General features: G+C 30.9%; 11 protein-coding genes and 1 pseudogene. 8 read left to right on the forward strand and 4 right to left on the reverse strand.

Annotation, left to right across the window (positions count from 1 at the left end; translation table 11 throughout):
* Positions 1-25 precede the first annotated feature (25 nt).
* Positions 26-1,183, reverse strand: coding sequence for a replication initiation protein (locus NRK67_04380; protein ID UUV17149.1), 1,158 nt, complete (start codon positions 1,181-1,183; stop codon positions 26-28).
* Positions 1,184-1,482: 299 nt separating this feature from the next.
* Here NRK67_04380 and NRK67_04385 point away from each other — a divergent pair, with 299 nt between their 5' ends.
* From NRK67_04385 to NRK67_04410, 6 genes are read left to right on the forward strand one after another with little or no spacing between them, the layout of a single operon-like run.
* A complete protein-coding gene (locus NRK67_04385) occupies positions 1,483-1,791 on the forward strand; it encodes a PTS sugar transporter subunit IIB (GenBank protein UUV17150.1) in 309 nt (102 codons plus the stop codon).
* Positions 1,792-1,801: 10 nt separating this feature from the next.
* On the forward strand, positions 1,802-2,101 hold the full coding sequence (locus NRK67_04390; protein ID UUV17151.1) for a PTS lactose/cellobiose transporter subunit IIA: 300 nt from the start codon (positions 1,802-1,804) through the stop codon (positions 2,099-2,101).
* 53 nt (positions 2,102-2,154) lie between these two features.
* Complete coding sequence (gene celB, locus NRK67_04395) at positions 2,155-3,498, forward strand: PTS cellobiose transporter subunit IIC (protein UUV17152.1); 1,344 nt, start codon at positions 2,155-2,157, stop codon at positions 3,496-3,498.
* A gap of 16 nt (positions 3,499-3,514) precedes the next feature.
* A complete protein-coding gene (locus tag NRK67_04400) occupies positions 3,515-4,822 on the forward strand; it encodes a 6-phospho-beta-glucosidase (protein ID UUV17153.1) in 1,308 nt (435 codons plus the stop codon).
* Positions 4,823-4,848: 26 nt separating this feature from the next.
* Positions 4,849-5,931: a MupG family TIM beta-alpha barrel fold protein gene (locus tag NRK67_04405; GenBank protein ID UUV17154.1), complete on the forward strand. Its 1,083-nt coding sequence runs from the start codon at positions 4,849-4,851 to the stop codon at positions 5,929-5,931.
* Positions 5,932-5,959: 28 nt separating this feature from the next.
* Positions 5,960-6,982, forward strand: coding sequence for a hypothetical protein (locus NRK67_04410; GenBank protein UUV17155.1), 1,023 nt, complete (start codon positions 5,960-5,962; stop codon positions 6,980-6,982).
* A 51-nt stretch (positions 6,983-7,033) separates the two neighbouring features.
* Here NRK67_04410 and ptsG read toward each other — a convergent pair whose 3' ends face one another.
* Positions 7,034-8,518: a glucose-specific PTS transporter subunit IIBC gene (gene ptsG, locus NRK67_04415; protein UUV17156.1), complete on the reverse strand. Its 1,485-nt coding sequence runs from the start codon at positions 8,516-8,518 to the stop codon at positions 7,034-7,036.
* A 423-nt stretch (positions 8,519-8,941) separates the two neighbouring features.
* Here ptsG and NRK67_04420 point away from each other — a divergent pair, with 423 nt between their 5' ends.
* Together NRK67_04420 and NRK67_04425 are read left to right on the forward strand one after the other, a co-directional pair.
* Positions 8,942-10,021, forward strand: coding sequence for a Mu transposase C-terminal domain-containing protein (locus NRK67_04420; protein UUV17157.1), 1,080 nt, complete (start codon positions 8,942-8,944; stop codon positions 10,019-10,021).
* A 159-nt stretch (positions 10,022-10,180) separates the two neighbouring features.
* Positions 10,181-11,420 (forward strand): annotated as a pseudogene (locus NRK67_04425) (IS256 family transposase).
* Positions 11,421-11,691: 271 nt separating this feature from the next.
* Here NRK67_04425 and NRK67_04430 read toward each other — a convergent pair.
* Both NRK67_04430 and NRK67_04435 read right to left on the reverse strand, forming a co-directional pair.
* Complete coding sequence (locus tag NRK67_04430; GenBank protein ID UUV17158.1) at positions 11,692-12,921, reverse strand: IS256 family transposase; 1,230 nt, start codon at positions 12,919-12,921, stop codon at positions 11,692-11,694.
* Between the two features lie 59 nt (positions 12,922-12,980).
* The gene (locus tag NRK67_04435; GenBank protein ID UUV17159.1) at positions 12,981-13,226 is read right to left on the reverse strand and encodes a transposase; all 246 of its coding nucleotides are present in this window, start codon (positions 13,224-13,226) and stop codon (positions 12,981-12,983) included.

The following is a 13,226-nucleotide window of genomic DNA, read 5'->3' on the forward strand; positions in this document are numbered from 1 at the left end:
AACAGGAGAATTTTCTCCTGTTTTTTTAATATTTAGGAATATCTTCTTCTTCTTTTAAATTCATAGATATTTTGATACTAGAATTTTCTTTGGAATTGAATCTTACTTTTATCTTCCATGGGAATATATTATAGTTAAAAATCCCATTCATCCTTAAGTGCTGCAATTCTTTTAAAAAATAGTAGTTATAACTGAAATTAAAAATGGAAAGTTCCTTATATAAACGGCCTTCAATCTTAAAACAGGAGGTAAAATTTTCAGAAATATCTATGATTTTTATGGCTTCATCTTTCAATCTATAATGACTTTTTAATGCTGCCTCTAAAAAAACATCGATAGGAGGTTCAAAGTTTAATTTGATTTTATCGATTAATTTTAAAATTATTTGTAGCTCTCCTTCACCTAGAGAAGATTCAATTAATTTACTTATCTTAGGTATATCATGGATCTTATTTTTAATTGAATGTATGATTATATTTGTATTTTTTAAAACTTCATCTTTTTCATTGTCGATAAAGAAAAACTTTAAACATGTGATTTTATTTGTTTTTCCCTGACCATTTTTAATTTTTTCATAGTGGATATGGATTTTAGAAGACTTATTTATATCGTTTATAATAGGTTTTATAATGTTTTTTTCAAAATCATAAAATCTTTCATAATAATCATCTTCTACTCCTAGGATTTCTTTTAATTGAGTTACATTATACTCAAAATTTTTAGAGTCATAGTTTTCAATTATTTTTGGATAGAAATTAAAAGTGTGCTTTTCTTTAAACCTTATAAATGTTGACAGATCTATCCTATGAAAGATGGATTTTTTATCCAATGAGTAGATCAGCTCCAAAGGAGGAGTAACATATATTCCATCTTTTTTAAGGTAGATAGAATTCAAGAGGTAAAATTCTCCTTGAATAGTTTCTTTCTCTAAATTTATCAATGTAAAGTACATTTTTTTCTTACTCAACCTTAAAAGGTTTTTTTTTATGTCTAAAATATCTTTAGATTTATATATTCCATATAACTCTCCCAATGAAAAAAACACTACATGGGAGTTTAATGAAATTTTATTCATCAATTTATCTAAAAATATTTTTTCCTTTACTTTCAATTTTGGCTCAACTTTTAAATTGAATGGCTTTTCAAATGATTCTGCATCTAAAAAAATAGAAATTTTTAACATTTTCAATAACCTCCTAAAATTATTTTGTGATATTTTAAACTAAAACTTCCCATATTACACGAAAATAAAATAAAATTAAATCGTTATAAATTGATTATACTATTAAAATTGATAAAAGTGTATACACTATATTAAAAATTAGACGAAAAAAAATTGTTTTTTCGTAAATTTGCTTTTAAATAAGTCATAATATACACTCTAATTAGCACAGAAAATCAACATTACTGTTATAGAAAAGTAGGACGAAACATATTTGTTTTTTAAAATAAGAGGTTTTGAAAAAATGAGGAGGGGAAAAGATGAAAAAGATATTATTATTGTGCAGTGCAGGAATGTCGACAAGTATAGTAGTTAAGAAAATGAGAGAGGCAGCAGAGTTAAGAGGAGTTGAATGCGAAGTAGAAGCAATGGGATTGGAGCAGTTTTATTCAAATTTAGATAAATATGATGTCTTCTTATTAGGTCCGCAGGTAAGATTTAAAAAAGATGAGTTAAACAAGATAGCTAAAGATGTTAATAAAACTGTAGAAGTCATCAATAGTATGGACTATGGAATGATGAAAGGGGAAAAAATACTAGATTTTGCTTTGGAATTAATAGTGGATTAAGGAGGAGACCGTGAATAAATTTACAAAAGAAGAACTTATAGAAGGATTTATGCCAATAATTGCAATGGCAGGGACGGCTAAAAGTATAGCACTAGAAGCTCTTCGAAATAAGGATAAAAGTGGATTATTAGAAGCTAGACAATTATTATTAGAAGCCCATGGGGTACATCATAAATATGTGACAGCAGAGTGTGAAGACGATGATAATGTAGTAGTGGAGTTAAATCTAATAATTGCCCATGCTGAAGATCAATATATGTCAGCTGAGACGGTTATTTCGTTAGTAGAAATATTATTAGAAGTGACTTAACTTTAAATAATATGTATTTAAAATAAATTTTTAATTAGTATAGGGGGAGAAGAATGAATAAATTTATGACTAAGTTTACAAATTTTACAGAAAAGTATTTGATGCCATTAGCATCTAAGATGGCTAACCAAAAACATCTTACAGCACTAAAAGACGGGTTTGTATTTGCCATGCCATTTTTAATTGTAGGATCTTTTATATTGCTTTTAGTTAATTTGCCTTTTACAGATAAAGCGTCACCATTATACATGCAGTGGTATGTTAATTTGATGAGTACCCATAAGGCTAACTGGGTTCAGCCATTTTATGTCAGTATGGGAGTTATGTCTTTATTTGTGTCTTTTGGAATTGGATATAGTCTCTCTAATCAATATAAGTTAAATGGTATTACAGGTGGTTTTTTAACGCTGTTTACTTTCCTTATGACCTCAGCAAAATTAGATTGGGTACCTATGGCAAAAGATCCTCAAGTGATGAATGTTTTTCATGTAGATGGTGGATGGATGCCGGTAATGGATGCTAGATACTTAGATGCAAACGGATTATTTACAGCAATCATAGGTTCATTTATAGCAATTGAGATATATAGGTTTATGGCCGCCAAAAAAATGGTGATAAAGCTGCCTGATTCTGTCCCACCAGCAATTGCGAAATCATTTGAATTATTAACACCAATTATAGCTGTAATAATAATTTTTCAACCTATTAATAACTGGGTTCAAAGTACAGGAAAGATGATTCCTAAATTGATTATGGATACTTTTGCACCGCTTATAACTGTATCGGATAGTTTACCAGCAGTTTTACTAATTATGTTAATAGTTCATATACTATGGTTTGCAGGATTACACGGAGTAAATGTAGTAGTCGCGATCATTAATCCGATTATTTTAACTAATTTAGCAGGGAATCAAGCTGCATTGCAAACTGGAGTAAATAGTTTACCACATATTTTTGCTGGAGGATTCTTAGATGCATTTGTATATTTAGGTGGATCTGGAGCAACAATTGGATTAGCAATAGCTATGGCAAGAAGCAAGTCAGAACATTTAAGTGCAATTGGAAAATTAGGAACAATTCCTGGAATATTCAATATCAATGAGCCAATTATATTTGGTGCACCAATAGTAATGAACCCAATTTTATTTATACCATTCCTAGGAGTTCCTATGATTAATGCAACAATTGCATGGTATGCACTTAAGTTCGGATTAGTAGGGAAAGTAGTAACATTAGTACCTTGGACTACACCAGGACCAGTAGCAGCATTTTTAGCAACTAATTTTGGAATTTCAGCATTCTTATTAAGTGGGGTATTAGTTTTATTATCTTATTTAATCTATAAGCCATTTGTCATGATATATGAAAAAGAATTAGAAAAAGAAATAAGTAGCTGATTGAGGAGGGAAAATCATGTTAAAAATAGCAATAATTGGAGGAGGTTCAAGTTACACTCCTGAAATAATTGAAGGATTTATAAACAGGCATCATGAACTGCCTATAGAAGAAATTTGGCTTGTGGATATCGAAGAAGGGAAAGAAAAATTAGAAATAGTAGGAAATTTAGCTAAGAGAATGGTTGAAAAATCAGGGATTAACTGCCAAGTCTATTTAACACTTGATAGGGAAAAAGCAATAGAGGGAGCCAGTTTTATTGTAACTCAATTGAGGGTAGGACAGCTAGACGCTAGAATACTAGATGAAAGAATACCGCTGTCTCATGGGATGTTAGGCCAAGAAACTAATGGAGCAGGGGGCTTTGGAAAAGCTCTTAGAACAATACCCGTAATATTAGATATATGTAAAGATATAGAGAAATTAGCTCCTAATGCTTGGCTTATTAATTTTACAAATCCAGCAGGGATAATTACTGAAGCTGTATTAAGGTACACAGATATAAAAATTGTTGGATTATGTAACGTTCCAGTGGGAATGAGAAAATCAGTAGCTAATATACTAAAAAGTGATGATTTTCTATTTCATATGGTAGGTTTAAATCACTATGTATGGGGGAAACATGTATATTATAAGGGAGAAGACGTTTTACCTAAGTTACTACCAGAACTTCTAAAAAGTGATGAATTTAATCCTAAAAATATAGAGGATATTCCATTTATAGAAGCACAAATATTAGCAACGAAAATGATGCCTTGTCCTTATCATAAATATTATTATCTAACTGATGATGAGTTAGAGCATCAGTTAGGAGATTATAAGAATTATGGTACAAGAGCAGAGGTTGTAAAAAAAGTAGAGAGAGAGTTATTTGAATTATATAAAGATCCAAATTTAAAAGAAAAGCCAAAGCAATTAGAACTTCGCGGGGGTGCTTATTACTCAGATGCAGCATGCGAGTTAATAAATGGTATCTATAATGATAAGAGAACTTATATGGTTGTAAACATTGAAAATAATGGAACAATTAATTGTCTCCCAAAAAAATCATCTATAGAAACAACTTGTTTAATAACAAATGCAGGACCTATCCCCTTAAATTGTGGAGAATTATCAGTTAGTGCACAAGGAGAATTAAGAATTTTAAAATCATTTGAGCAATTGACAATTGAAGCAGCGTTAGAAGGATCATATAGTAATGCACTACAAGCTCTGACAATTAACCCTCTAGTAAGGTCAGGGAAAGTAGCTAAAACAATTTTAGATGAGATATTAGAAGCTAATAAAGAATATTTGTCAAACTTTTCGCAGAGAGAAGTATTATAGTTTATAAGAATTAGGAGAAAATTAAAATGAGAAGGCTTGGAATTTCAATATATCCTGAACATACCAGTTTAGAGGAAAATAAAAACTATATAGCAAAAGCAGCAAAATATGGATTCGATAGGGTATTTACCTGTCTATTGTCTGTAGAAGGCAATAAAGAATTAATAGTTAGTGAGTTTAAAGAGATAATTACATATGCTAAAGGTTATAAATTTGAAGTAATAGTAGATGTAGCACCATGTGTATTTAAAGATTTAAAAATATCCTATGATGATTTATCATTTTTTCGTGAGGTGGGTGTAGATGGACTTAGATTAGATGAAGGATTCACAGGAGCTGAAGAAGCTATGATGACCTACAATAAAGAAAATCTAATGATTGAATTAAATGTTAGTCAGCCCAATAGATATTTGGAAAATATATTATCATATTGTGCAGATGTCCATAAGATATTGGGATGTCATAACTTTTATCCTAAGAAAAGAAGTGGGCTTAAAAGAGAATTATTTTTAGAAACTTCTAAAAAATATAAGGATCATGGAATAAGGGTAGCTGCATTTATAAATTCTACAGCTGCTACCCTTGGCCCTTGGCCGGTTTCAGAGGGGTTGTGTACACTAGAGGAGCATAGATATATAGAAGATATTACAGTACAGGCAAGAGATCTTTGGAATACCGATGTCGTGGATGACATTATTATAGCTAATTGCTTTGCTTCAGAAGGTGAATTAAAGGCATTGGGAGAGCTTAGAAGGGGGCTGTTGACATTAGATATAGACATAGAGGTTGAACTCACTGAAACGGAAGCTAAAATTTTATATGATGAGCTTCATTTTTATAGAGGGGATGGCAGTGAATATACTATAAGATCCACTATGCCCAGGGTAAAATATCAAGCCTATGAAATATCTTCTAAAAATACAAGAGATATAAAAAGAGGTGATGTGATTATCGAAAACTCAAATTATGATAGATATAAAGGCGAACTGCATATAGCCTTAAGAAATTATGAAAATGATGGCAATAGCAATATAATAGGGAGAGTTCGTGAAGATAATCTTGTTTTTATAGATAAGATTAAATCATGGCAAAAATTTAAATTAAGATAATATATTAATTAAATTATGGAGGTTAGAAATGAAGAAAAAATTATCGATATTAGGATTAATTGTATTTTTAGGGACCAATACTTTTGCAGAGGAAGCTCCTCAGACATTAGAACAGTTAAAGGCAGAAAATATGAGTTTGAAAGAAAAATTAGCAAATACGGTACTTGTAGTAGAAGATAGTGGGAAAGCAGAAATAATAAAGCAGGGAAATCAAGGAGAAGAATGGCAGGTCTCGGCTAGAACCTATATAGAAAAAGAAAAGTATGATTTAGGATCTAAAGATTTTGGAAAAAGTGAAAATATTTTGATGTTTGGAACAGGGATTAATGCTGTTAAAGGAAATTGGGGCTATCATCTAAATGTAGAACAGAGGGGAACTGGACACATTAATTCAGATGGAGCGGATAATCAAAATACAAGAGTAGACTATAAAATTAGATATCAAGCTACACCAAAAATCGGGGTTGCTTTTAAGTATAGAAGCGAAAGGGGAACTAAAAAAAGAGATGCATATGCAGCAGAACAAAATAGAAATAGAGACAGGGTAGAGTTAGGAGTAGATTCTTCATATCAATATGTTTCTGGTTGGTTTGTAGTAGGACATGATGTTGATAGTACTAATGGAGCTAAGAATAAAGGTAATTACTATGAGGGAGATTTAGGGCCAACATTTTCAATCACAGATAATTTTGCATTGAGACCGACTTTCTATTCAACAGGGGAATTCTATAATAATAACGATGAAACTATGTATGATCATCAAGTGAGATTAATGGGGATTTATCAAGTTACAGATAAGTTGACAATTATGCCTAGAGTTAGATATTCTTTATTAAGAGATCTATCAGAAACATCTAAAACTTATGATTATACAAGTGATTACAGAGTAAGAGCAGAATTGTTGGCAGCTTATAAAATCAATGATCAATGGTCAGTAGATGGTGGTATAGCTTATGACTGGCAGGATAGAGAATATGACAGAGGAGCATATAAAGAGACTAAAAATATAGACATGTTCTGGTATACGGCAGGGGTTAATTATAAGTTCTAAAAATAATTTAAATTAAAAAGGGTTCCTAAGAACCCTTTTTAGATTTAAAAATTACATTCCTTTTAAATCTTGTGCTATAAATTGAGCCTTTGATCCAAAGATTGCTTGAACACCATTTGTACCAACTTTAAGTACTCCTGAAGCTCCTAATCTCTTTAATTCTTTATCATTTACTGCGTTTACATCTTTAACTTCTAATCTAAGTCTTGTAATACAAGCATCAATCGTAACTAAGTTATCTTTACCACCTAAAGCAGCCATAACTAAGATAGACAGTTCGCTTCCGCTTACTTTTACTTCCTCTTCTAATTCTTCATCTTCTCTACCTGGAGTTTTAAGATCAAACTTTCTGATAACAGCTCTGAATAGGAAGTAATAAACAACAGCTAATACTAATCCTACAACTATTACCATATACCAGTTATTATCGAAATCTCCTCTGATTCCTGGTAAAAGTCCGAATAATACATAGTCGATAGCTCCACCTGAGAATGTCATACCGATTCTAACATTTAACATATTCATTACCATAAATGATGTCGCTGCAATTACACAGTGAATACCATATAAAACTGGTGCTACGAATAAGAATGCGAATTCAATTGGTTCAGTGATACCTGTTAAGAATGATGTTAATGCTGCTGAGAATAAGATACCTCCAGCTAACTTTCTTTTTTCAGGTTTAGCTTCATGATACATTGCTAATGCTGCTGCTGGTAATCCAAACATCATGAATGGGAATTTACCAGTCATAAATTTACCTGCACCTACATAGGTATCTGATGAGAAGTTTCTAATACCATCGTTAAACATTGCAAACCAAATTCTGTTATCTCCTTGAACTAATTGTCCAGCGGCATTTGTGTATTCACCGAATTGGAACCAGAATGGAGAATAAAAGATATGGTGTAATCCGAATGGAATTAACGCTCTTTCTATTAGACCAAATATAAATGTTGATAAGTTTGAGTTGTTAGGATCGTTTGCTATCATAGATAATGATTCTAACCCACCTTGAATTGGTTGCCAGATGTAAGGCATTATCATACCAACGATAAATCCTACTACAGCTGCCATGATAGGAACTAATCTTTTACCTGCAAAGAATCCTAAGAATGGAGGTAATTCTGTTTTATGGAACTTATTATACATAGTAGCTCCGATAATACCTGCAATAAGACCACCAAATACACCAGTTTGAAGTGTAGGTGTACCAAGAACTAAAGCAAATGCTTTATTTCCTGCTTCTACTCCTGCTGCTGCATCAGTTAAACTTCCCATAGTAACGTTCATAATTAACATAGCGACAATACCTGCTAAACCGGCAACTCCATCTCCACCTGCTAAACCTATAGCTGCTCCTACTGCAAACAGTAATGGCAGATTTCCAAATATAACGTCACCTGCATTTTTCATTAATGGTATATCCGCATGTGCTCCTACTGCTAAGAATATACCAGCTGCTGGTAATATTGCGATAGGTGTCATTAGTGCTTTTCCGACTCTTGATAATTGTGCAAACATTTTCATCTTCATTTCCTCCTAAATTATATATTTTAGTGATAATAATTATCTACAAATTTAAACTTGTTTTCCTTCTAAGAGAGTAAAAAATACTTTAAAAATATTACATTTTTGATGTTAGAATGTATATATTTGATTTATTTTTTGTCTAGTTGTTCTAATTGGGAACTTTCAAGTCTTTTTTGCTTCATGCTTTAGAATAAAACTTTTTCATAAAAAAGTCAACATTTTTTTGAAAAAAAATGAGCCTTTTTTCAGAATTCTGAATTTAAATCACTATTTTTATTGGGGTAGATCATCTTTCATTAAAAAAAAATAATTTAATAATTAATGGACTTTTCTATAAAAATTTGACTTTTTATTTTTTTTATCATAAAATCAAGATAAAATGATTTATTATCAAATGTTTTGTACGAATTGAGATTAGGAGTAGTTATGAAAAAAGATAAGTATAGTATAATAGAGCCTTTTTTAAAAAAGGAAAAAAAATTGAAAGAACTCAGCAGTGAACATGATATTCCATACAGTACCCTTAAGAGGTGGATAAAAGCATATAAGGAATTTGGTACCAAGGGTCTCTCTAAAAAGATTAGGAGTGATAAGGATAGTTTTAGAAAAGCTGATGATGAAACCATGGAATATATAATGAAAGAACATAAAAAAAATCCAAATATAAATATAACAACCCTTTATAATAATTATTTAGCTGCTTTTAAAAATAAAAATATTACTAAGTTAAGTTACAATACTATATATAGAATGGCTGCTAATTTAGACCCATTCAGTCAAAAATATGTAAATAAAAACTTAACTAATATAAAGAAACCAAATGATATATATAGGGTATCCACTGAAAAATTACACATTAAAAATTTAAATATTAATGAAGGGATTGCTACCATAGTTATTGTATACGATGTTTATGATGACAGTATATTAAATTATAAGATATATACTGGAGAAGTTATGGAAGAGCATTATCTCATGCTTATTAGGGAGACAATAATAAAAAACAGGGTAGAAGATTATGTGGTAAAACCAAAAAATATATTTATAGATGACTTTAAGATGAAAAATAAAGAAAAGTTTTTTAAAATTTTAAAGGAATTAAATATAAATATCAATGGAAATTTGGAAAAAAATAAGGAGATAACGAAATTTGTCAGGTTTTTAGAAAAAGATATTATAAATATTTTTAAAGGTGAACCCCTTTCTATTAAGTATTTAAACTATAACCTTGAGAAATACATATGTAACAGTGTTTTAAAAAATATTCCAGAAAGTAATAAATTATTTGACCTGAATAAATTAGATTTTTTGCTGGAAAGTGCAGATAGAAAGGTCCAAAATTATGGGATTCGTTTTAAAAATAACTTATACAGCGATGAAATATTAAAAGTATATATAGGGAGAATAGTGACCTTGAGATATAATTTATTTGATTTAAATGTTTTGAAAATATATGAAAACAATAAATATTTATTCTCTGTATATCTGACAGATGCATTGATTTAAAATCCCTTTTTAAGGGATTTTTAAATTTGGAGATAATACTGCCTAATAAAAAAAATTGAATTTAATTAAAAAACGTCACGAAATTGGGTCTGTCTCATATTTTGTGTAAACCTCCAAATTGGTGTAGAATAAAATCACACTAAAACGGAGGTTTTTTTCATGAGAAAAAGAGACAAAGATCTATCACCTGATGAACTTGCGCGAAAAGAATTAATTAAGGATTATCTAAAAAAATTACCCAGTTATGACAGTTTAGATCTTGGCGCATTAGCCAGAGAGATGATGGGTCAAATGCTAGAAAATGCTTTAGAAGGAGAATTAGAGGAACAACTTGGCTATAGTAAATATGACTATAGAAATAAACTTACAGATAACTCTAGAAATGGTTATTCTAAAAAATCTTTAAAGGGCAGTTCTGGAATAATTGATATCTCTGTTCCTAGAGATAGAGATAATGAATTTGAGCCACAAATTATTAAAAAAAATCAAAATTCAATAACTCAAGAGTTTGAGAGAAAAGTTACATCTTTATTCGCTAAAGGGATGACTCTTAGCGATATCAAGTACCATGTTGCTGATATGTATGATTTTGATGTCTCTGAAAGCTCTATCAGTAGAATTACTGATAAAATACTTCCTGTTGCCAAAGAATGGCAAGATAGACCTCTAGAAGAAAGATATGCTGTAGTATTTATGGACGCTATCCATTACAATGTTCGGCGAAGGGCGCATAGTTAAAAAGGCGGTCTACATAGCCATTGGAATTAATATGGATGGTATGAAAGAAGTATTAGGAATGTGGGTTGGTGAAAATGAAAGTGCTAAATTCTGGCTGCTAAAAATGAATGAATTAAAAAATCGGGGTTTAAATGATATTCTCATCGTATGTGTTGATGGATTGACAGGCTTTTCTAATGCTATCTTAGCAGTTTATCCTGATACAGAAATACAACAGTGTATAATCCATCAAATTAGAAATACGACTAGATATGTATCCTACAAAGATATTAAAGAGCTGATGATAGACCTAAAAAAAGTTTATAAAGCTAATACAGAAGATATTGCTCTATTTGAATTAGATAATTTTGAAGAAAAATGGAAGAAGAAATATCCACAAATAGCTATTTCCTGGAAGTCTAATTGGGCCAACTTATCTACATATTTTAAATATCCACAAGAAATCAGGACTCTAATTTATACAACTAATACAATAGAGGGATTTAATAGACAGTTAAGAAAACCAAGTAAAAGTAGATCTGTTTTTCCTTCAGATGATAGTCTGTTCAAGCTCCTTTATCTTATTACAATGGATATCACACAGAAATGGACTGGGCGCCGAAGAGATTGGGGTATAATTCACTCCCAATTGCAAATATTTTTTGAAGAACGATTAAAGTAAGTGCAATCTAAAATATACCTTTTCAAAGAGGCTAATTTTAGGCTCTAATCTTGACATACAAAAATTAAAGTTCTAATATATTAAAAAGGAGAAGTAATAATTAAAGTAATTATACCTCTCCATTTTATAGAAATTTTACATTGATTTTTAGAGTTTACACAAAACTTGCAACAGCCCCTATTTATGAGTTTTCATTAATTCAAGTATAGGTTTAAAATTTTAGCATGTCAAGCAAGCCTTTAAAAAAGGCTTCTTGGCATATTTTTTTACTTTATTCTGGAACTCTATCAGCATACATTATTGATAGTTCACCATAGACCTTGCCCCAATTTCTAAGGGGAAATGCCCATTTTTTAGTAGCTATTTGAGTTGCTAGATACAATGCTTTAAGTAGAGCAGTATCTGAAGGGAAAACGCTTCTTTGACGATTCAGGCGCTTGTAAGTACTATTTAAGCTTTCTATTGCGTTAGTAGTGTAAATTACCTTTCTTACTTCTGAAGAAAATTTAAAAATTGGCGTTAATACATCCCAATTGCTGTTCCAGCTCTTCATGGAGTTAGGATAAGATTTATTCCACTTCTCTGTAACTTCAACCATTAATTCATACCCTCTCTCTTCAGAAGGAGCTGTATAGATTCCTTTGAGGTCTTTCGCGTATTCTTTTCTGTCTTTATACGATACATATTTAAGAGTATTTCTAACTTGATGCACAATACATCTTTGATATTCTGTCTCTGGAAAGGCAACTGAGATGCTTTCTTTTATCCCGGATAGTCCATCTGCGCACATTATCAAGATGTCCTTAACCCCTCGATTTTTAAGCTCATTGAGAATACCTAACCAGTATTTACTACTTTCATTCTGTCCAATATATAGCCCTAAAACCTCTTTATAGCCGTCTTGATTTATCCCTAAGACAACATAGGCTGCTAACTTTCTGATAATTTTATCATCTCTAACAGAGAAGTGAACCGCATCGATAAAAACAATAGGATACAGAGTACTCAAGGGTCTATTCTGCCACTCCATAATATCAGGCAATATTTTGTTTGTAACATTAGAAACAAAACTTTGACTAACTTCAAACCCATAGATATCTTCAATTTGTTCAGAGATTTGATTAGTAGTAAGGCCACGCGCATACATAGCAATGATTTTTTCATCAATTTGTGATATTTCTTTTTGTCTCTTTGGAACAATTTTAGGTTCAAAAGAACTTTCACGATCTTGAGGAACAGATAAATTCAACTCACCATAGTGCCCTCGAACTTTTTTGTTTTTATACCCACTTCTAGAATTTAAAGACTCGCTTCTTTGACCTCTTTCATAGCCTAAATGTTCTTCCATTTCAGCTTCCATGATATTTTTGATAGTTCCACCTAAAAGATCTTTCAAAGCTTCTTGAATATCTTCAGCAGTTTTAATATCATATTCACTCAATAATCCAGCAATAATTTGTTTTTTCCCATCAGATAAATCATTTCGTTTTCTTTTTGCCATAAAAAATAGCCTCCTTTAGTAATATTATTACCACAGGAAGCTAATTCTTCATATTTTATTTACAGACTTTTTTGGATAGTCCCCGATAATCTTTTAAATCTGTCCGCAGTTTTTCTACTTTCTTCAAGAATTTTCATTCCTAATCTAATATCCCTTCTAAAATCAAAAACTGAGGTATGAAGAACAGAAGTTGAAAGATCATATTCTCCAGTAATTTCACATTTTCTCTTCCCATTAAGATAAAGCTGAACAATCTGAGCTTTGAACTCATTTGTAAAGTTACGTCTATCTCTATGTATAGACAA

The sequence above is a fragment of the Fusobacteria bacterium ZRK30 genome (assembly GCA_024628785.1).
Lineage (GTDB): Bacteria > Fusobacteriota > Fusobacteriia > Fusobacteriales > Fusobacteriaceae > Psychrilyobacter.

Excerpts from the sequence above, each read along its gene's own strand:
- NRK67_04380 (UUV17149.1), bottom strand. The coding sequence starts at position 1,183 with ATGTTAAAAATTTCTATTTTTTTAGATGCAGAATCATTTGAAAAGCCA.
- NRK67_04385 (UUV17150.1), top strand. The coding sequence starts at position 1,483 with ATGAAAAAGATATTATTATTGTGCAGTGCAGGAATGTCGACAAGTATA.
- celB (UUV17152.1), top strand. The coding sequence starts at position 2,155 with ATGAATAAATTTATGACTAAGTTTACAAATTTTACAGAAAAGTATTTG.
- NRK67_04400 (UUV17153.1), top strand. The coding sequence starts at position 3,515 with ATGTTAAAAATAGCAATAATTGGAGGAGGTTCAAGTTACACTCCTGAA.
- NRK67_04405 (UUV17154.1), top strand. The coding sequence starts at position 4,849 with ATGAGAAGGCTTGGAATTTCAATATATCCTGAACATACCAGTTTAGAG.
- NRK67_04410 (UUV17155.1), top strand. The coding sequence starts at position 5,960 with ATGAAGAAAAAATTATCGATATTAGGATTAATTGTATTTTTAGGGACC.
- ptsG (UUV17156.1), bottom strand. The coding sequence starts at position 8,518 with ATGAAGATGAAAATGTTTGCACAATTATCAAGAGTCGGAAAAGCACTA.
- NRK67_04420 (UUV17157.1), top strand. The coding sequence starts at position 8,942 with ATGAAAAAAGATAAGTATAGTATAATAGAGCCTTTTTTAAAAAAGGAA.
- NRK67_04430 (UUV17158.1), bottom strand. The coding sequence starts at position 12,921 with ATGGCAAAAAGAAAACGAAATGATTTATCTGATGGGAAAAAACAAATT.